14 protein-coding genes are annotated in these 20,255 nt (G+C 69.4%); 6 read left to right on the top strand and 8 right to left on the bottom strand.

Annotated elements, in window-relative coordinates; genetic code table 11:
* Nucleotides 1–85: 85 nt before the first annotated feature.
* A complete protein-coding gene (locus E0H92_RS04260; RefSeq protein ID WP_131464760.1) occupies nt 86–457 on the top strand; it encodes an FKBP-type peptidyl-prolyl cis-trans isomerase in 372 nt (123 codons plus the stop codon).
* A 68-nt stretch (nt 458–525) separates the two neighbouring features.
* Here E0H92_RS04260 and E0H92_RS04255 read toward each other — a convergent pair whose 3' ends face one another.
* Nucleotides 526–4,164: a S8 family serine peptidase gene (locus tag E0H92_RS04255; RefSeq protein ID WP_165549688.1), complete on the bottom strand. Its 3,639-nt coding sequence runs from the start codon at nt 4,162–4,164 to the stop codon at nt 526–528.
* 142 nt (nt 4,165–4,306) lie between these two features.
* Here E0H92_RS04255 and E0H92_RS04250 point away from each other — a divergent pair, with 142 nt between their 5' ends.
* Genes E0H92_RS04250 through E0H92_RS45440 form a run of 3 tightly spaced genes read left to right on the top strand, consistent with a single transcriptional unit; the run spans nt 4,307 to nt 7,168 of the window.
* Nucleotides 4,307–5,290 (top strand): helix-turn-helix transcriptional regulator, encoded by a 984-nt coding sequence (locus E0H92_RS04250; RefSeq protein ID WP_131464756.1) that lies wholly within the window; start codon nt 4,307–4,309, stop codon nt 5,288–5,290.
* A 54-nt stretch (nt 5,291–5,344) separates the two neighbouring features.
* A complete protein-coding gene (locus E0H92_RS04245) occupies nt 5,345–5,938 on the top strand; it encodes a DUF2238 domain-containing protein (RefSeq protein WP_131464754.1) in 594 nt (197 codons plus the stop codon).
* 42 nt (nt 5,939–5,980) lie between these two features.
* Nucleotides 5,981–7,168 carry a glycosyltransferase gene (locus E0H92_RS45440; protein WP_272948825.1) on the top strand — a complete coding sequence of 396 codons (1,188 nt, stop codon included), beginning with the start codon at nt 5,981–5,983 and terminating at the stop codon, nt 7,166–7,168.
* On the opposite strand, the gene E0H92_RS04235 is transcribed toward E0H92_RS45440, so the two are convergent.
* The 5 genes from E0H92_RS04235 to E0H92_RS04215 all read right to left on the bottom strand — a co-directional run bounded on the left by E0H92_RS04235 (nt 7,150) and on the right by E0H92_RS04215 (nt 16,421).
* Complete coding sequence (locus E0H92_RS04235) at nt 7,150–12,147, bottom strand: AAA domain-containing protein (RefSeq protein ID WP_131495440.1); 4,998 nt, start codon at nt 12,145–12,147, stop codon at nt 7,150–7,152. The genes E0H92_RS45440 and E0H92_RS04235 overlap by 19 nt on opposite strands.
* A complete protein-coding gene (locus tag E0H92_RS04230) occupies nt 12,144–13,310 on the bottom strand; it encodes a M48 family metalloprotease (RefSeq protein ID WP_238153055.1) in 1,167 nt (388 codons plus the stop codon). Before E0H92_RS04230 ends, E0H92_RS04235 begins: the two co-directional genes overlap by 4 nt.
* 105 nt (nt 13,311–13,415) lie before the next feature.
* The gene (locus tag E0H92_RS04225) at nt 13,416–14,309 is read right to left on the bottom strand and encodes an ABC transporter ATP-binding protein (RefSeq protein WP_131464746.1); all 894 of its coding nucleotides are present in this window, start codon (nt 14,307–14,309) and stop codon (nt 13,416–13,418) included.
* 4 nt (nt 14,310–14,313) lie between these two features.
* Nucleotides 14,314–15,354, bottom strand: a complete 1,041-nt coding sequence (locus tag E0H92_RS04220) for a FecCD family ABC transporter permease (RefSeq protein ID WP_131495439.1) — start codon at nt 15,352–15,354, stop codon at nt 14,314–14,316.
* Entirely contained in the window at nt 15,351–16,421 is a 1,071-nt protein-coding gene (locus E0H92_RS04215; RefSeq protein ID WP_131495438.1) for a FecCD family ABC transporter permease, read from the bottom strand. The genes E0H92_RS04220 and E0H92_RS04215 overlap by 4 nt, the downstream gene beginning before the upstream one ends.
* A gap of 114 nt (nt 16,422–16,535) precedes the next feature.
* Between E0H92_RS04215 and E0H92_RS04210 the strand changes: the two genes are divergently transcribed.
* The gene (locus E0H92_RS04210) at nt 16,536–17,342 is read left to right on the top strand and encodes a siderophore-interacting protein (protein WP_131495437.1); all 807 of its coding nucleotides are present in this window, start codon (nt 16,536–16,538) and stop codon (nt 17,340–17,342) included.
* A gap of 46 nt (nt 17,343–17,388) precedes the next feature.
* On the opposite strand, the gene E0H92_RS04205 is transcribed toward E0H92_RS04210, so the two are convergent.
* Nucleotides 17,389–18,576 carry an alginate lyase family protein gene (locus E0H92_RS04205; protein WP_131464739.1) on the bottom strand — a complete coding sequence of 396 codons (1,188 nt, stop codon included), beginning with the start codon at nt 18,574–18,576 and terminating at the stop codon, nt 17,389–17,391.
* Between the two features lie 178 nt (nt 18,577–18,754).
* Here E0H92_RS04205 and E0H92_RS04200 point away from each other — a divergent pair, with 178 nt between their 5' ends.
* A complete protein-coding gene (locus E0H92_RS04200; protein WP_131495436.1) occupies nt 18,755–19,855 on the top strand; it encodes a glycoside hydrolase family 88 protein in 1,101 nt (366 codons plus the stop codon).
* On the opposite strand, the gene E0H92_RS04195 is transcribed toward E0H92_RS04200, so the two are convergent.
* Nucleotides 19,849–20,244 (bottom strand): PPOX class F420-dependent oxidoreductase, encoded by a 396-nt coding sequence (locus tag E0H92_RS04195; RefSeq protein WP_165549687.1) that lies wholly within the window; start codon nt 20,242–20,244, stop codon nt 19,849–19,851. The two genes, E0H92_RS04200 and E0H92_RS04195, sit on opposite strands and share 7 nt — an antisense overlap.
* Between the last annotated feature and the right edge of the window lie 11 nt (nt 20,245–20,255).

Here is a 20,255-nt window from a genome sequence, read left to right as displayed (position 1 = left end):
CGTGCGGCGAGGTGCCGTGCCGAGTGCCCCGCAGTAGGCGTGGGGTCGGGAGACTTGCCCTAGACCGGTCTGGTTAGCTGGTGGCATGACTGAGAAGCCAGAGATCGACTTTCCGGACGGGCCGCCGCCGGCGGATCTCGAGATCACCGACATCACCGTGGGCGAGGGCGACGAGGCCAAGGCCGGTTCGCGCGTGAACGTGCACTACGTGGGCGTTGCCCACTCCACCGGCGAGGAGTTCGACGCGTCGTACAACCGCGGCGCCCCGCTGGCGTTCCAGCTCGGCGTGGGTCAGGTCATCCAGGGCTGGGACACCGGCGTCCAGGGCATGAAGGTCGGCGGCCGGCGCAAGCTCGTCATCCCGCCGCACCTCGGGTACGGCGACCGCGGCGCGGGCAGCGCGATCAAGCCCGGCGAGACCCTGATCTTCGTGGTGGACCTGATCAGCGTCAGCTGACACGAACAACAACAGCCGGCAGTGACCACCTGGGTCACTGCCGGCTGTGTCATTCCGGGGTCATTCCGTCACCGGATCGCGGCCGCCCGAAGCACTTCCTGGCTGACCTTGTTCCCGGCGTCGTCGGTCGCCGTCGCCCGCAGCGAGAGGTACGACGCACCCTTCGGCAGCCGTACCGTGGCCACCCACTCCGCACCTGCCCGCGAGAGCGGAGCGGCCTGCCAGGTGGCGCCGTCGTCGTACGACACCTCCAGCGTCGCGCCGTTGACCTTGCCCGCACCTTCGACGCCCGCGAACTGGAACGCGGACAACCCGATGCGCTGCCTGCTCCCACCCGCGAACGCGCCGTTCAGGTCCGTCGCCAGGTGGTAGTCGAGCTGGATCAGCGGCAGGTAGACCCAGTCGCTCGACTCGGTCGTCTGGGCCCGGAAGTCCCACGCGCTCTTGGTCTTCGTCCCGAGCTTCCACACCTCCGGCCGGGCGGTGTCCATCTCGAACCGGTAGTCCGCCCATCCGGACGTCGCCGGTACGCCGGTCTGCACCGCCTGGAACGAACTCGTCCGCAGCAGCGTCCCGTTCTGGAACAGCCGGGTCTCCACGGTCGACTCGTCGTCCATCGACCCGGTGACACCCTGATCGCCGCTGCTCGTCGTCGGCACGTTCACCGCGAAGAAGTCGCCGCTGCGCCGCGGGTTCCAGTACCCCGAGCCGACCCGCGGCCGGGCGGCCGGAGCGAACCACGAGTTCGTCTGCACACTCCGCGGCTTGTAGATGTGCCGCTCGCCCCGCTGCTCCCAGCCGCGCGGGTGATTCGTCTGCTCGTACCAGTCCGTGCCCGCCTGCGTGGACACGAAATCGATCCGCTGGGTCCCGAGGTGGATCGGCTCGGTCACCTGCAGACACGGCGGCCAGAACCCGATCCGGCAGTCGGCGCGGCTCTCGAACGCGAGCTCGCCGGTCGGCCCGACGAACCGGTTGACGACCGTGGCCAGCTCCGTGGACCGCGGCGCGTACCGCAGGTCCGCCGGCAGCGCACCCGTGTAGGCCTTCACCAGGTCGTACAGGTACGGCGGCGCCTCGGTACCCATCACCCGCAGCCGAACGTTGCCCCTAGCAATCAAGGGCTCGCCTTCGGCAGCCGTCAGCGAGTACACGGGCAGATCGGTCCCGCCGGCGAGGTCGTAGTACTTGCCCGCGCCGTCGTTCACCACGATCAGCAACCGCGCACCGGCGTCCCGGGCAGCCGTCGCCCGCGCACTCGGCGCGACCGCATCGCTCGCCGTCACGAGCACGGCCTTCCCGCGAACATCCTTGCCCACATAGTCCTCGGCCGCACCAGCACCGACGTGCGCCGCAGTCAGCGTCGTCTTGCCGTCCCAGCGCTTCGAACCGCGCTGCAGCAACGGGTGCAGCTGCTTGAGGTCCACGGTCATCGACACCAGCGGCGACGTACGGCGCCAACGGGACGAGAAGTCGTACACGCCACCGGGAACCGCGCCGGTCGGCGCGGCGTACACCTTGGTGACCACCGGCGTCGGCACGTACTGCGCGAGGAAGGTCGCGTAGTCGCCACCGATCCCCGAGTCGTGGTACCAGCCGGACCGGCGATACACGTCCTCGCCGGGCAGCGGCGTGCTGAGCGTGATCGGGTTCGCCTTCCGCGCGTCGAGCGCGAGGTCGGTGTTCTTGCCGATCACGAGGTGCGGGTTGCCGACCAGCGCGACGCCGTCCTGACCGTCGACCGGCAGCCAGGAGTACGCCGCGTACACGCCGGGCTCGAGGCGCTGCTTGGCGACGGTCCCGGTGGCGGGATCGATCTCGATCGTGCTCACGAACTGGTCGCCGTACTTGTACAGCGTCAGGAACCCGCCGGCGGGCTTGCCGTCCCGCCCGGTCGCGTGGACGTTGAGGTCGTACCGCTCCGGTTCCATGACGAGGCCGACCGCGGTCTGTGCGATCCGCTTGCCGTCCTGCTTGGCGACGACCGTGCCCGAGTAGGTCAGTCCCGGCGTGGCCAGGTTCGGCGTCGCGGTGACGGTGACCGAGGCAGTCCCGTTGGCGGGCACGGTGACCTGGGCCGAGCCGAGTGCGAACAGTCCGGCGGGCGCCGGCGTCGTACCGTCGCTCGTCACGTCGGCCGACAGGTCGAGGGCGGCCGCGGTGTCGCCGAGGTTCGTGTAGGTGACGGTGCGTTCCACCGGCGCGTCGTCGCCGTGCGGCCAGGTGTGGAGGCCGAAGTCGCGGGTCGCGGTCGCGGTGATCGTCCCGAAAGCCGCGGCCGGTACGTCGAGGCGACCGCCACCGACCTGGTACGCCGTCTCGCCCGCGAGCGGCTTCGCGGTACTGACCAGTGCGGCCTTGACCTGCTCACCCGTCCAGTCGGGGTGCTTCTGGACGAGCAGCGCCGCGGCGCCGGCCACGTGCGGCGTCGCCATCGACGTACCGCTGAGCGACTTGTAGTACCCGGTGCCTGAGGACTTCGCTGCGCGGGCCGCCAGAACGTCGACGCCCGGCGCCACGATCTCCGGCTTCACCGTGGCGTCGCCGAGGCGCGGACCCATGTCCTGGAAGTACGCCCGCTCGTCGTTCCCGTCCACCGCGCCGACTGTCAGCGCGGACGCAGCCGCACCCGGCGAGCCGATCCCGCTGACCCGGCCGTAGTTGCCTGCGGCAATGACGAACAGTGCGCCGGTCTCGGCACTCAGCTTGTCGACGGCAAGCGCCATCGGGTCGGTGCCGTCGCTGGCCTCGGTGCTGCCGAGACTCATGCTGACCACCTTCGCGCGGTGCGCGGCCCACTCCATCCCTTCGATGATCCAGGACTCGGCGCCGGAGCCGCCGTCGTTGAGCACCTTGCCGATCGCGAGCTGCGCGGCCGGCGCGACACCCTTCTCGGCACCGTCCGACGCGGCGCCGGTACCGGCAACCGTGGAGGCGACGTGGGTGCCGTGACCGTTGACGTCCTCGGTGGTCTCCCCCGGGACGAAGCTCTTGGTCTCGGCGATCCGCCCCGCGACATCGGGGTGCGTCTGATCGATACCGGTGTCGAGGACCGCGACCGTCGTACCGGTGCCGTCGAGGCCCTGGGCCCAGGCTTCCGGCGCGCCGACCTGGGCGACGCTCTCGGCCAGGCTGGCCTCGACCTTCCCGTCGAGGAACACCTTCTGGATCCCGGAGTTGGCCGTGAGGCCGGACCAGAACTGGGATGCCTCGGCCTTGTGCGCGGACAGGCCGAGACCGCCGATGCTCTCCAGCGTCGCGCCACGGTCGGCGTGCTGCGGGGTCGCCGCGGCGGCGCGCAGACCCGGGCGGTACTGCACGATCAGCGGGATCGAGGTGACCGACGCGTCGTCGTACCCCTGGTCGACGAGCGACGTCACGTTGAAGAGTTCGGGGTCGAGACGGCCCGCGGCGAGGTACGGCAGCGCGACGTCCGGTACGACGTGCAGGTCATCGCCGACCTGCTGGATCTGGACGCCTCCGGCGTTGCCGGCCGCCTGCTCGACCTCTGCGGTCGGCGGACCGCCCTCGGTTTCGGTCAGCGTGACCACGTCGCCGGTGAGGAGCGTGACGCGGTGGGTCGACTGGGTGGGTGGCGCGGCATCAGGTACGGCGACGCCGTCGGCCTGCGAGGGCGTCGTCGTGACCGCGGCGAAGGCCACGAGTACGGCGAGCCCACCGGCGACGGCGCGGGCGGATCGGGACATGGGCGGACCCTTCCTGGGGGGACCTGGCGGAACGGATGGCATGAACATGCCATGCCGCCGTAGACTGCTCAATGGCGGGATTGCGGCATGACAGGTGTCCGCCAGGCCGGGCTTCACCGCAGGGCCCTCGAAGGAGCGCACGATGCTCGACGTGCTGGGATTGGATGCGATCGAGGAAGGCGCCTACCGGCGGCTGATCGCGCTGCCGTCGGAGTCGTTGGAGACCTTGGCCGCCTCGATGCAAGTGGAGGTCGCCGACGTCGCCGCTGCCCTCGACGGACTCGAGGAGAAGGGCCTGGTGGCGCGGTCGACCGCGATGCCGGGCCATTTCGTCGCGTCCCCGCCGACGCTCGCCCTCGGCTCACTGATCGTGCAGCGCCAAGAAGAGATCCGGCGGGCGCAGCTCGAGCTCGGGCGGCTCGCGGAGCAGTACCGGGGCGTGATGGCGGATCGCTCCGACACCGACGTGATCGAGGTGGTCCGCGGCGCGCAGGCCGTGGCGCAGCGCTTCGGTCAGATGCAGCGCGGGGCCTCGGAGGAAGTGCTGGCGCTGGTGAAGGCGTCGGTCGCGCTGGTGTCCGCGGACGAGAACGTCGACGAGGACGCAGCCCTGGCCCGCGGCGTCACCTACCGGGTGGTCGTCGAGCGGGCCGCGTTCGCCAAGCCCGGGTTCGTCGACCTGGTGGCCGAGTCGCTCAAGGCAGGCGAGCTGATCCGGGTCACCGGCGATCTTCCGCTCCGACTGATCATCGCCGACCGCTCGCTCGCCTTGTTGCCCTTGGCACCTACTGCCGCGAACGCGGCCGGAGGTGCGCTGCTGGTACATCCGTCCGGGCTGCTGGACGCGCTGCTGCACCTGTTCGACCTGGTCTGGGCATCTGCCAACGAGGTGCTGCCCACCGCCGACGGCACCACCGAGCTCGGCGCCGAACGCCTCGACGACATCGACGCCCGCATCCTCACCCTGCTGCTCGCGGGCCTCACGGACCACGCCATCGGCGGCCAGCTCGGCATGTCGCTGCGCACGGTCCAGCGCCGGGTCAGCCAGCTGATGGACCGGGCGCAGGTCGTCACCCGGTTCCAACTCGGTCATGAAGCGTCGCGCCGCGGCTGGCTTGGCGTTTAATGATGAGGTAGTTGTACTCATCCGCCGGACGCGGCGGGCCGATTGACTGGTGGTATGAGGTTGACCAGGTACGGCGCTCTGCTCGCGAAGGTACTGCTGCTGGGGTTGTTGCTGTCGGCACTGATCTGGCCGGACCTCAGCGGGATCAAAGGGAAGGCATCGACCGCTCGCCTGGTCGTGTACCCGCTCGGCGCGATGGTCCTGCCGCTGTGGTGGTGGGCCTACGGGCGAACGCGGAGCAAGCTGCACCGCACCTTCCCGTGGCCGGCGGATCTGCTGATGACGCTGCCCTGGCTGATCGACCTGATCGGCAACCGGCTCAACCTGTTCGACACCATCGACTGGTGGGACGACGCGATGCACTTCGTCCTGTGGGGCTTCCTCACCGCCGGCGTGCTGCTCGCGTTCGCACCCGAAGGCCTGTCCCGCGGCCTCACCGTCTTCACCGCCCTCGGCTTCGGCACCACCGCCGCGGTGGTCTGGGAGGTCGGCGAGTACGTCACCTTCGTCCGCAACTCGCCCGAACTCCAGACCGCCTACACCGACACACTCGGCGACCTGACCCTGGGAACACTCGGCGCCCTGCTGGCCGGCCTGATCGTCCACCGGTTCCGCCGAACTTCCTCGACGTCCAACGAACGGAGATGATCAGTGCGTTTTGTGTTGGCTACCTGGGGATCGCGCGGCGACGTGGAACCGTTGGCGGGCCTTGCCGTGGCGTTACAGGAACTTGGCGCCGAGGCAACGGTCTGCGCGCCACCCGAGAACGATTTCGAGGCCCTGCTGGAGCGCGCCGGTGTGCCGATGGTGCCGCTCGGCCCGTCGGCGCGGGAGGTGGTGACGGCACCGAAACCCACCTCGGGTCACCCCGCCTTCGCTCTGGCCCCACGGCTCGTCGCCGCACGGTTCGAGACGCTCTCTGCGGTGGCGCCGGGGTGCGACGCGATCGTAGCGACCGGTCTGATGCCGGCGGGCGCTCGGGACGTGGCCGACAAACTCGGCATCGGCTACGTGCTCGCAGGCTTCCACCTGGGCGGGATTCCGTCACAGCATTTCTCGCCCGGGGCACGACCGGGTACGCCGTCGCCGCCCGGCGAGACCGATCGGCGCGTGCTGTGGGAGCACGATGCGCAGCGAGTGAACGAGTTGTACGGGCCGTCCCTGAACAGCCAGCGCGCCGCGATCGGGCTGCCGCCGGTCGACAACGTTCGCGACTACGTGTTCACCGATCACCCCTGGCTCGCGGCGGATCCGACGCTGTGCCCGTCGAAAGGCATGACGGACCTCGAGGTCGTCCAGACCGGCGCGTGGATCCTGCGTGACGACCGTCCGCTCCCGGACGAGCTGGAGGCGTTCCTCGACGCCGGTGAGCCGCCGGTGTACGTCGGCTTCGGCAGTATGGCCGCACATGCGCCGAAGGACATCGCCCAGACGGCCATCGAGGCGTGCCGTGCACACGGGCGCCGCCTGCTGCTCAGCCGCGGCTGGGCCGACCTGGCCGCCGACGGCGAGGCCTGCTTCGCTGTCGACGAGGTCAACCAGCAGGCGCTGTTCCCGAGGGTCGCGGCGGTCGTGCACCACGGCGGCGCCGGTACGACGACCACGGCCGCGCGCGCCGGCGCGCCACAACTCGTCGTACCGCTCATCGCCGATCAGCCGTACTGGGCTTCCCGGGTTGCCGCATTGGGCATCGGCGCTGCACACGAGGGCCCGGCGCCGACCGTCGACTCACTGTCTGCCGCGCTCGACACTGCTCTGGCTCCGGAGACGCGGGACCAAGCCGCGAAGGTGCGCGAGATGGTCAAGGCCGACGGTGCGACCGTGGCCGCCAGGCTCCTGCTCGACGGCGCGGCGGGAGGTCAGTCGACCGGGCGGTGAAGGGCGTCGACAAGCTGTGAGACGACGGCCTCAGGCGAGCGTGTCCAGTCCGTCGTCAGGACGTGGTGGACGCGCCAGCCGGTGGTGGTCAGGGCGCTCGGGTGGGTGGTCAGCCGTTCCAGGAGGGTGTCGGCGGCGACTCGCTCGGGCGTGTCCACGAGGACCGCGAGCCGGTACCCGGTGTCACCGGGAACCTTCAGCGCAAGGTCGCAGCGGAACACCGACTCGCCCACCGCGAGATCGACGGCGACGCCGCGGGCCTCCAGCGCGGCAGCGAGTTGTTCGACGACCGGGGTAGGACGCACACCGGCCGCACGCGTGGTCCGCAGGCTGTACGACGTGAGCGCGGACTTGGCGGCGACCTGATCTCCCCGGGACACGGCAGCGGCGTACCCGAGGAACCGGCGCAGCGTGTTCGCGCCGTCGTTGTAGGTGTTGGTGATCGCGTCGGGCTCGATACTGCTGACGATGACCATGTGTTCGCGCGCGCGGCTGAAGATCACGTTCAGGCGCTTCTCGCCGCCTGAGGTGTTGATCGGGCCGAAGTTCATCAGCATCCGGCCGTCGGGTCCGGCGGCGTAGCAGACGCTCATCAGGATGATGTCGCGCTCGTCGCCCTGCACGTTCTCGAGGTTCTTCACGAACAGCCCGGCGTCCTGCTCGCCGTGCGTCCGCACCTGCTCCGCCTCGTACAACGCGGCGAAGGACGGATCCTGCTCCGCCAGCTCGTCCAGCGCCCGCTCGATCTCCCCTTGCTGCGCCTCGGAGAACGCGACGATCCCGAGACTCTTGCCGGTCCCACGCACCAGCAGTTCCCGCACCAGCGAAGCGATCCAGCGGGCCTCGGCCGGATTGGTACGCCGGACGTACACCCCGTCGACGAGCCGAACCGCCGTGATACTCCCGGCCAGCACACTGTCGCACACCTCGGACACCGGTGAGTCGGCCCTCAGTGTCCATGGCGGCGCCGTGTTGGGCGGCAACCGGTCCGGAACCGTGGCCAGCTTGCCCTGGTAGAACGCCGCGTTGCTGAACGAGATCAACGCCTCCGAGCGACTCCGGTAGTGCCAGGTCAGCATCGTCGACGCCAGCCGCAACGCGCTGATCGAGAGGAAACTGTCCTCGGTCAACGCGATCCCGACCTGTTCCGCGGCCTCGTCGTCCGCCTGGAGATCGGCCTGGAGGTCATCGGCTTCGCCGCGCACCCGGAAGTACTGCGTCGGCGGCAGCTGCATCTGGTCGCCGACGACGATCACCTGCGGCGCCCGGTGCAGGGCCGGGATCGCCTCCTCCACAGGGATCTGGCTCGCCTCGTCGTACACCACGACATCGAACGACGTGGTCAACGGCAACGTGTCGGACACAGAGGACGGGCTCATCAACCACACCGGCCGCAGGACGGACACGACCTCGCCGGGCGCGCCGGAGGCGACGTCGCGGATCGACCGGTACCGCATCACCTTGCCGAACTCGTGTTCCAGCTCGCGCCGCCCGGTCGCGAACGTCTTCTTGCGTTCGCGGTCCTCCGGCGACATACCGGTCACGCTGCGCTCGGAGTGGTCGACCTCGGCGAGGAACCGGCGCCGGACCTGGGCGACGACGACCTCCGCGTTCAGCGCGGTGAGATCGTCGTACACCATGCTCAGCTCGCCGACGATCGCGTCGACGCGATCCGAGGACAGCTGCAACGGCGCCGCCGAGCGGGCCCGCTCCCACTCCGCGGCGCATACGGCGTACTCGAGCTGGTCGGGGGTCGCGTCCAACCGCCGGAGTGCGGTGAGCGCGGACGGGGCCAGGTCGCGGATCTTGGGTCCGACGGCGCGTACGACGGGGTTCTGGGACGACAGCCGATCGGCGAGGTCGCGGAGACCGTCGACGGTCAGCGTGTCCCAGTGACCGGCCAGCAGATCGCTGGTGAGGTCCGAGGCGTCGTCGAGGGCATCCGCCAGGCGGGCGAGGTCGGCGGGGGCGCCTTCGTCGAGGACGAAACGCCAGTCGGGGATGCTCTTCCGGGCGGCGGCGAGTTGGTCGATCAGCTCGCGCGGATCGTCGGCGGCCCAGTCGCGGCGGGTCTGTTCGGTGTGGTCCGCGACGGCGGCCGAGGCGGATTGGGCGGCGACCAGGTCGGTGAGGATCTCGGTGACGGACGGCTGCACCGAGCGCGCCGTACTGTCGAAGCGGCTGCGGACGAGGTACTTCACGCGGCGCCAGTCGCCGCTGAGGAACGCGAACACGCCACCTTCTTTGCTCTGAGCAACCTTCAACGCGGACCGCGCGTCAGCCGGCGCAAGCGGCTCCTGCCACCCCGCGGCCTCCTTCCACGCAGCCCGCTCAGCAGCAACAAGCTTCTTCCGCTCCGCACCAGCCGCCGACAATTCCCGAGCCACCGCAGACCGCGGAACAATCGCCTCGACCCGATCCAGCGCAGCCAACGGCTCCAACAACCGCCCAAGATGAGCCAGCGCCCGAATGTCCCGCACGGTCGCCTGCCCACCCTTCGTTCCCGGCGCCGCCTGCCCGACCGCGTCCCACTTCGCGCGGAGTTCTCGGGCGGACGCCGTGACGTCGGCGTCCCAGCGGGCGAGGAAGGCGAGCGGGCTGCGCGCCAGCACCCCACCGGTCGACGGGTCAGCCGCCGCCAGCGCCCGCGCAACCTCTCGCACCGCCGCCTCAGCCGCAAACCACTCGTCCACAGCAGGCAACTCGGATCCCTCAGGCGGGTCCCACGCGTGATCATGCAGCGAAGCAAGCCGGTTGACGAGGTCTCGAAGGCGCGGACTGCCAGTCGCCAACTGCTTCTCGAACGCATCCACCGTCGCCAGCAACCGATCGACCCGCGCCACCAGCTCAGCCCGCCGGTCGGTCAACGCATCCAGGTCGTCCTCAGCCGCCGACCACGCTTCGTACGTCTCCCGAAGCCCGTGGATGAACGCCTTCTTGTCCCCCTGCGAGTCGTGGATCAACGCACACAACCCGTCCAACCGCCGACTGGCCAACCGCGCATGCACGACATCCAGCGCCGCCCGCTTCTGGCACACGAACAGCACCCGTTTCCCACGCGCGACGAAGTCCGCGATCAGGTTGGTGATCGTCTGCGACTTCCCCGTCCCGGGCGGTCCCTGGATCACGAAGCTCTCGCCCCGGCGCGCCCGCGCGATCGCCGCCACCTGCGACCCGTCAGCAGGTACGACGAGATGCCGGTCGGCGGGAGGCAACTCCGGCAGCGCACTCCCCACCGGCCGCGGCCGATCCGAGAACAGCTGGTCGAACGACGCCGCCGACTCCCCGGTCGTCAGCAGCTCGTCATAGTCGCGAACCAGCCCGAGCGTCCGGTAGTTGAAGTTCGCCAGCGACACCGCGCAGAGGTCGACGTCCCACGAGTACGGCCCGCCCTCGGTGTCGAGCGAGTACACATCGGTCTCCAGCGCCCCCGGCCGCCGCGGCTCCGCACCGAGCGCGATCCCGAGCGGCAGCGGCTGTTGCGCGATCTGGGCCCGGAAGATCTGCACGCCGAGCGGCTGATAGTCCGTCCGCCGGTACGAGTACGGATACTGCTTCCCGCCGAACCCGGTCGCCACGTTCCCGTGCCGGCGCCGGTTGTACGTCCGCAGCCGCGTCATCGCGCGTTGCCGCACCAGATCGATCCGCGGCTTCTCGCGCAGATGCAGCTGCAGACCCGGCTCGGTCGCCTGGATCTCCTTCGCCAGCCGCTCGTGCAACTCCCGCAGCGCGCCCGGAACCGACAAGTCGACAGTCTCCGGCAGCGAGATCCCGTACAGCTGCCGCAAACTGTGCCGCAGCGTCGGGTTGACCTCCGCGATCGGATCCGTGACCCGCAACGTGTACGAGTCCCGTACGCCGCGTTTCTTCGTCAGCTCCACCTTCGCCAGCACCAACGGCGACGCGAGCCGGGTGTCCCGGTCGTTCTTCAGGTCGTGCCAGCGCAGGAACGCCGGCACCAGCCGCAGCTGATCCTGCCCGTAGTCGGCGCGGTCCCGGCGCGCTGTGGAGATCAGCTTGTCCAGCGTGTTGGCGGCGTACGGCGCCTCGTCGTACCGGATCCACTTGCCCAGCGGCTGGGCCTTCTTGAGCAGATGTTCGGCGATGTCGTCGCGCCACGTGAACAGCTGCTCGGAACGAATCGTCCGGACGTCGAGCATCAGCGGCACCGAGACCTCGGTGAGGTTCAGCGTCTGGGCGGTCGGGCGGAAGTTGATCAGCCGGTTCCGCCGGGAGAGGTCGAAGAGCCGGTCGCGGAGCGCGCCGAGCACCGCCGTACGCCGGTCGGCGACGCCACGGACGATCGCCTCGACGTCGAAGTCGAGCGGCTGGTCGCGGTAGTTCTCGAGCTGTTCGATCAGCGAGTGCAGGTCCTGCGCGCGCCGGTGCCGGTCCGGCTCGACCATCTGCGCGGCGACCGAGACGATCACCGGATGCAGGTCCGGATCCAGCCGGTACAAGTTGCCGCGGGCATCGATCAGGGTCGCGACGTCGGCCGTCCTGGACAGGTCGAGACCGCAGCCGAGCGCGAGCAGCAGCTGCCCCAGGCTGAAGATGTCGGTGAGCTGATCGTGGTGCCCGACCACGTGCTCCCAGCTCTGCCATCCGGCGACCAGCGTCGGCGCCGCGATCGCGTCCGGAACCGGCTCAGGTACGACGATCGTCTCCTGGCCGCCGCTCTCGCCCAGGTCGAGGTCGGCCTGCCGATGCGCCACAACCTCAACAGCAGAAGGTCGTTTGCCCTGCCGGGCGTCGATCTCTTGCGTGGCGAGAGTCGGCCGGCCCGCGTCCTCGGGTGCGAATCCCAGCCGATTCTGTTCGTCGACCACGATCCGATCCAGACCGCGCAACGGCGCGACCAGCCCACGTTCGTGCACCGCGGCCGTCTCGTGGAACAGCGGCAGCACCGCCGCCAGCAACGCGTCGTTGCCCAAACCGCCCTGCGAGACGGCCAGCGCAACGAGGTCCTCCGCGCTCATCCGACCACCTCCGCGGCGGCCTGCACGAAGCGTGCGCGTTCTTTGTCGCTCCACCCGAGCTCGTCGTCCGCGACGTCGACGTACCCAGGAAGCCCGGACCGGCGCGCGACAGCCAATGCCGCGATCAGTCCGGCGTCACCGGCCTCGGGGTCGGCCGTGGCGAGATCGAGCAGCAGGTAACACAGATAGCGTTTCGTGGCCGCGGTCAACGGGCGTGGGCGCGGCAGTGGCGCTCCGTCCACCGGACGCACCGCCAACGGCTCGTCGAAGCGCACCGCTCCACCGGGCACACCGAGAGGTCCAGGCGGATCCGCAAAGCCCGCGGCCGCGGTGGCGATCGCATCGGTCCGGAGCCCCTCCGTGTGCGCGATCGCCGCCGCGAAGTCGCGGGACAACTCACGCAGCAACACCGCGTCGAGCAGGTCCGGCGCGTCCACGTCGAGCGGACCGGTCACCAAGACCTCGACGTCCTCGCCGTCGAGCCAGTTCTTCAACGCCCACGCCCGTCCGACAGCCTCCGGGTGCGATGTCCCACGGCTGCCGGAGCGAAGGTCCAGGGACTCCGCCTGCCTCAGGTACGCCGCGGGGTCCGCCGTACTCAGGCCTGTCTCCAGCTTCAGCAACGCGCGGATCGCCGTACTCAGATCACCGCACGCCGTCAGCGCTCCCCGGTCCGCGAACAGCTCCGTCGCGAGCGACCAGCGCCGATGTGTCTCGAGGTACTGCGACGGCGTCCGAGCGTCACCGGCCGCGGCGTCGAGCAGCCGATCGACCGCCAGAAACCCACCGTCCTCGGCCTGCCACAACAGCCGGTGCGCCAACTCGTGCCCGATGACCGCCGTCAGCTCGTCTTCGTCCAGCCGATCGAGCAACGCCCCTTGGAAGAGGATCACCGCCTTGCCGGCCTGGTGGAGGTACGCCGCATTCGGCTCGCCACTCACCTGGTAGAAGTCGACGCCCTCGTCCAGCTCCAGAGCACGAGCCGCCCGCTCCCCCGCCCGGAAGACATCGCGATGTACGTCGGCCTCCAACCGGTACGCGTTCCGCAGCAGGACCTCGTCGAGCGAGCCCTCCGGCCCGCCGTGCAACGCCGCCCAGGCACGCTCGTCCACCTGGCGAACAACCGCCAGAACAGACCGGTGATACCCGAGCGCCGACAACATGCCCGCCACGATAACCACCCCAATCGACAGACCGCACCGGCAGAGGCCTTGCGTCCGAAGATCTGTGCTCCATGGCCCACGGTTCTTCGGACGTAAGCGGCGGGTCTAGCGGTCGGTGGGGCGGCAGACTCCGTTGGCTGCTGCGCTGGCGGCTAGAGCTGCGGCTGCGGGGCTGGCCGTCGCGGGGGTGTCCTGGACGGTTGTATGGCGGCCGATCGGGACGACCATCGGGGTGCCGGCGACTGGGTCGGGGACGACCTTGACGGCCAGTCCGAAGACGTCCTGGACGACCTCCTCGGTGATCACCTGGGAAGGGTTGCCCTCGGCAACGATGGCGCCGTCCTTCATCGCGATCAGGTGGTCACCGAACCGGCAGGCCTGGTTCAGGTCGTGCAGGACCAGCACGATCGTCCGGTCCTCCGACTTGTTCAGGTCGACCAGCAGATCGAGCACCTCGAACTGGTGGGTCAGGTCGAGGAACGTCGTCGGCTCGTCCAGCAGCAGGATGTCGGTCTCCTGCGCCAGCGCCATCGCGATCCACACCCGCTGCCGCTGACCGCCGGACAGTTCGTCGATCGGCCGGTCCGCGATCGACAGTACGTCGGTCGAGGTCATCGCCTCGGCCACCGCCTCGTCGTCGGACCGCGACCACTGCCGGATCCACCGCGTCCGCGGGTACCGCCCGCGCCCGACCAGGTCCGCGACCGTGATCCCTTCCGGTGCGGTCGGCGACTGCGGCAGGAGACCGAGCTTGGTCGCCACCTCCCGCGTCGGGATCTGCTGGATGCTCTTCCCGTCCAGCAGCACCGTCCCGCGCGACGGCTTCAGCAACCGCGCCAGCGTCTTCAGCAGCGTCGACTTGCCGCAGGCGTTGGCGCCGACGATGACCGTGATCTTCCCGGTCGGGATCCGCACCGAGAGGTCGTGGATGATCTCCCGCTGGTCGTACCCGACCGCGAGTCCGTCGGCTGCCAAGCTGTGTTCCACAGGGTTCTCCATCTTTTCAGCCACCACTCCCGACACGGTTGGCCCGCGCCAGCAGGAACATCAGGTACGGCGCTCCGATCACGCCGGTCACCACTCCGACCGGCAACTGCGTCTCGCCGAGCGCGTGCTGCGCGACCAGGTCCGACAGCCCGACCACGAGCGCCCCGAGCAGACCGGACGTGATCATCGCCGGCCCCGGCGACCGGGTCAGCCGGCGCGCGATCGGCGGCGCGACGAACGCCACGAACCCGATCGGCCCGGCCGCCGCCGTCGCCACCGCGGCCAGCAGTACGGCGACCACGATCAGCCCGAGCCGCGCCACCTCGACCCGCAGCCCCAGCCCGTACGCCGTCTCGTCGCCGAGCTGCAGGATCCGCAGCTGCCGGATCAGGAACACCATCACCGGCAGCAGAACGGCGAACGTGATCGCCAGCGACCGTACGTTCGACCAGTCCCGCCCGTTCAGGCTGCCGGTCAGCCAGATCAGCGCCTGCTGCGCGATCTCCACCCGGGCCTTGGTCAGCAGGTACGACGTGATGCTGGTGGCGATCGCGCCGATGCCGATCCCGATCAGGATCAGCCGGTAACTCGACACCCCGTGCCGCCAGGCGAGCACGTACATGATGAAGGCGGTCAGCACCGCGCCGACGATCGCGAACGCCGACACCGCGACCCCGGTGAGGCCGAGGGTGACGATCGCGAACACTGCGAACGCGCTGGCGCCGTACGTCACGCCGATGATGTCCGGGCTGGCCAGCGGGTTGCGGGCGATGCTCTGGAAGATCGCGCCCGACAGGCCGAGCGCCGTACCGACCAGCAGCCCGGTCAGTGCCCTGGGCAACCGCAGCCGGTTGACGATGAACTCGGTCGCCCGGTCGCCGCCGCCGAACAGGGTCTTGACCACGTCGATCACCGGGATCTTGAAGTCACCCAGCGACAGCGAGACGCAGAAGGTCGCGAACACCACCACAGCGAGGACCGCGATGACGACGACCGTGCGGGCCTGCCGGGCAGCGCGGGCACGCGAGATGACCTGAACCGCGTCAGCGGCCGTCATAGGTCGGCCAGCTTCCGGCGGCGTACCAGGACGATGAAGAACGGAGCGCCGAGGACCGCGGTCACGATGCCGACCTGCAGTTCACCGGGCAGCGCGACGACGCGGCCGATCACGTCGGACCCGAGCAGCAGGATCGGCGCGAGCAGCATCGAGTACGGCAGGATCCACCGGTAGTCCGGCCCGGTGACGAGCCGCGCCACGTGCGGGATGGTCAGCCCGATGAACCCGATCGGCCCGGCCGCCGCGGTCGCCGCGCCGCAGAGCAGTACGACGACCACCGCGACGAACGCGCGGGCGAGTCCCACTCGCTGACCGAGTGACTTGGCCACGTCGTCCCCCAGCGACAACGCGTTCAGCACTCGCCCGCAGAACAAGGCCAGGACAATCCCGACCAGGACGAACGGCGCCACCTGCTCCGCGATGTCCGGGCCGCGGCCGGCGAACGATCCGACCGACCAGAACCGGAACTGGTCGAAGGTGTCGACGTCACCGATCAGCAGGGCCGTCGTCAGCGACCCGAGCATCGCGGTCAGCGCCGCACCGGCGAGCGCGAGCTTCACCGGTGTCGCACCCTCGCGCCCCAGCGAACCGAGCAGGTAGACCGCGACCGATGCCGCGGCCGCACCGAGAAAGGCCAGCCAGACGTACGCCGTCAACGACGACAGCCCGAACCAGTAGATGCCCCCGACAACGAACAACGCGGCGCCGCCGTTCACGCCGAGGATGCCCGGATCGGCCAGCGGGTTCCGGGTCACGCCCTGCATCAGCGCCCCGGACAGCCCGAGCGCGGCGCCGACCATCAGACCGATCAGCGTCCGCGGCACGCGCAGTGACCTGATGATCACGTGATCGGTGTCGGACTCGTTGTAGTGGCGGAGGGCATCGATCACCGTGGACAACGGGATCTGCTTGGACCCGACCGCGATGCTGAGCAGCGACACCAGGACCAGCAGGACGACGCAACCGACCAGCCCGAGGACGAGCGTGGTCCGCCGGGTCCGGCGGCGCGGACGTGACGGAGCGGCGGTCTCCGGGCCGGCATCGACCACGGCACTAGGCGGGGGCATTGGACTTTCGGGATCCTCTTAGGTAAGGCTAACCTCTAGATGCCTCAGAATAACCCGGCCGCCCTCGGGTCCGCATCTGAGTCCCCCCTGCGAAGTTTATGGAGAAACCACAGCATGACGACTGTGCTCGAGCGACCGATCGTGTTCGACTCGCTCCTGGCCACTGTGGCGGCCGTTGACGACCTGAGCCCGCACCTGCGCCGCGTGACGTTCGTCGCACCGCGGATCGCGGAGGCGGTCACCGCCGGCCCGGACCAGCGCATCAAGGTCCTGCTGGCTCCGCCCAACGGCAGTGCGATCAAACTGCCCTCCGGTCCCGAGTGGTACACCGAGTGGTGCGCCCAGCCGGTCGAAGAGCGCTTCATCATGCGGACCTACACGGTACGAGCGCTCCGGCCGGAGGTGGCCGAACTGGACGTCGAGTTCGTCCTGCACGGCGTCAACGGACCTGCGTCGGCCTGGGTCAGTGAAGCCGAGCTGGGCGACCAGGTGGGCCTGCTGCTGCCGTTCGCGGTCGACACGACCAGCACGAAGGGCCTGCTGCACTCTGGCGTCGACTACGTCCCGCCGGCGACCAGTGTGCGCCGGATCCTCGTTGCGGACGAGACCGCGTTGCCGGCACTGGCCGGAATCCTGGAGGAGCTCCCGGCCGCAGTACAGGCCACGGTGTTCGTCGCCGTACCCGATGCTGCCGACGTACGGCCGCTGGCTGGCGCTGCCGATGTCACGTGGGTGACCGACGGGTCACTGGTGGACGCGGTGAAGTCAGGAGCACTGCCGTTTGACCCTGACTACGCGTGGGTCGCGGGCGAGTCGTCGATGATCAAAGAGGTACGTCGCCACCTCGTGAACGCCGTCGGGATGCCGAAGAGCGCCATCTCCTTCCAGGGCTACTGGAAGCGCGGCGAGGCGCACTGCTGATCCGGGAGAGCCAGAGGGCAGAGTTCTGGCCCTCCCGGAAGTTCTTCTAGGACGGGTTCTCCGCGTGGGTCAGCGTCTCCCACGCGACGAACAGGTTGTTGGAGCCCGCCGGCCGGCGGGACTCGGTCAGCGCCTGCGTGTTCGTCATCGCGATCCCGAGACGGGTGTGCAGCGCGTTGTACCCGACCTCGGTGATCGGCCCGAGCCCGCGCTTGAGCGTGCCCTTGCAGAGCCACGACGGCACCGGCTCCAGGTTGCGCTCCCACTTGGACTGGAAGCCGAGCGCCTGACGCAGCCGCTCACCGAACTCGGGGTACATGTCGATGCCCTGGATCCGCGCCGTCTCCAGCACGTGGGAGATCGACGAGATGCCGTAGCCGGTGTGGGTGAAGTCGCGGCAGGTCTCCTGAGTCAAGCCTGTCACGAACGTCCCCTGGCCCTGCCAGTAGCTGACGATCTTGTCGCGGGTGTTGAGGTTCTGGCTCGGCACGGTCTTCGGCAGCGCGCCGTCGGACTCCAGATACACGTACGCCGGTACGCGCAGCCGGTAGAGCGCGATGGCCTTGTCATAGATCGCCTTGTCCTCGAGGAACACCCCGATGCCCTGCAGCGCCTCGATCATGCTCAACTCCCAGTTCCCGTTGGAGTTCGAGCCGTTGATCATCTCGGGGACGTAGACGTTGCGGAGCATGGTGGCGAAGCGGCCGGAGTTCGGCCAGTTCCCGTACGCGTGCTTGATGATCTCCGCGGCCTTCGGCCACGAGGACGCGGACCAGGCGGTCTGCAGCGGCGCGTTGCTGTTGGTGTGGTCGCGGATCGTCGCCGACCACGCATCCATCAGCTGGATGGACTTCTGGGCGTAGCGGTCGTCGCGGGTGAGGTACCAGAGCAGTGCGTCGGTGTACGCCGCGATGGCGTCCTCACGTTCGTCGGTGCAGCCGTAGTTCGGGTTCGAGTACGGACCGCACTCCACGACCGCGCGGGGTTTCGGCGTACGGGACAGGGACGCGTACGCGCTGTTCTTCGCCTGGTTGAAGGCGTTGGTCCACGGTTGCGCGCCGGCCTGCACCTTGGCCCGGACGAAGTCGAGCTGGGCCTGACTCGACCCGACACCCGGATGCGTGAACGTGGCCGGCGCGTCGACTGCTTGCGGCGAGGCAACTGCCGGGGCACTGAGGCTCCCGGCCACCAGCGCGGCACAGGCGGCGGCCAGGACCAGGGGTTTCTTTCTCATGGGCGGTGTCCTGTTCTTCGGGGCGGTGGACACTTGCGCTTCCCCCACTAGCGCAGGGTCTTTTCGAAAGTTTGACGACGGACCGTAAGGGCGTCAACATCTCAGCAGGAAGAAAATTCACCGCGGAACAAAACAGGAGACTTTCCCAGCTCAGTGGAACAAAGTGAGGATCTGTCCCATGAAACGACGCCAGTTCCTGACCGTCGGAACCGCAGTCATGGCCGCCCCGGCACTACCCTCCGTCACCGTCCACGCCGCCCCGCCCGCCGGCACGTTGCCGTCCCGGGCCGCGATCGTCGCAGCCGTCCGCCGCGTCGCCGACCAGTGGATCGGCACGCACGCCGACCCCGGTGACAACGGCTGGGCGCGATCGACGTTCTTCAGCGGTCTGATGGCCGCCTACCGACTGACCGGCGAGGCGCGGTACCTGAACTACGCCCGTACCTGGGCCGAGAAGCACGCGTACGGCATCCCCGGCGGCGTCACCACCCGGCACGCCGACAACCACAACTGCATCCAGACGTACCTCGACCTGTACGAGCTCGAGCCGTCCGCGAACAAGCTGGCCGCCGCGACGGACACGCTCCAGCGGATGGTCGACAGCACGAAGATCGACGACTGGTGGTGGTGCGACGCCCTCCACATGGCGATGCCACCCTTCGCGCGGCTCGGGAAGCTTCGCGGCGACCCGGCGTACACAGCGAAGCTCTACCAGCTCTACAACCACACCAAGCGGACGCGGCAGCTGTGGATCCCCTCGAGCGGCCTCTGGTATCGCGACGAGCGGTTCCGCCCGGGCGGCATCACCTCACCTGGCGGCAAGCCGGTCGTCTGGTCACGCGGCGACGGCTGGGTCGCGGCGGGCCACGTCAAAGTCCTGAAAGTCCAGCAGAGTCAGGAGTACGCCGACACGCTCAAGCAGCTCGTCACCGCACTGCGACCGATCCAGCGCACCGACGGCTTCTGGAACGTGAACCTCGCCGACGCCCAGCACCTCCCCGGCCCGGAAACCAGCGGTACGGCGTTCTTCGCATACGCCACCGGCTACGCCACCCGCTCCGGATTGTTGCCCAGTGCAACCTATCTCCCGGTCGCTGCCCGCGCCTGGAACGGGATGGTCGCCACCGCCGTACACCCCGACGGCTTCCTCGGGTACGTGCAGAAGGTCGGCGACCGGCCGGAGTCCAGTCAGCCCATCACCTACAACTCGACGGCCGACTTCGGCGTCGGCGCCTTCCTGCTCGCGGGCGCCGAGCTGGCAGGTCTCGCGAGTCAGTGACCTAGCTGGCTGGTGATGCGCTCGACGACGATGCTCGTCGCGTAACGCGTCGTACCCGGCGGCTCGACATCGGTCCAGCCGCCGGTGTACTTCCGGGCGACCGCCTGCTCCAGCGCCAGCTCCGGATCCGGCACCAGGTCGTCGATCCGGCCTCGCAGCTCGACGTAGTACGTCGGCCGGGCCGGATCGACGATCACCAGCGAGATCAGGGGATTCCGCTGCAGGTTGCGCAGCTTCTGCCGCCCGTCCACCAGGCTGATGCGCACCCGCTCGCCGTCCCACAGGAACCACAGCGGCGTCACCTGCGGTTCGCCTCGTTTGCCGATCGTCCCGACCAGGGCGATCGCCTTCGAAGCCAGCAGGTCATGAAACTCGCCAGGAATCTCCACAGTGGCGAGAA

It is taken from the genome of Kribbella speibonae (assembly GCF_004331375.1).
In the GTDB taxonomy this organism is placed as follows: domain Bacteria; phylum Actinomycetota; class Actinomycetes; order Propionibacteriales; family Kribbellaceae; genus Kribbella; species Kribbella sindirgiensis.
Note: the sequence above shows the minus strand (reverse complement) of the source record. Positions and strands in the feature narration are given on the sequence as shown.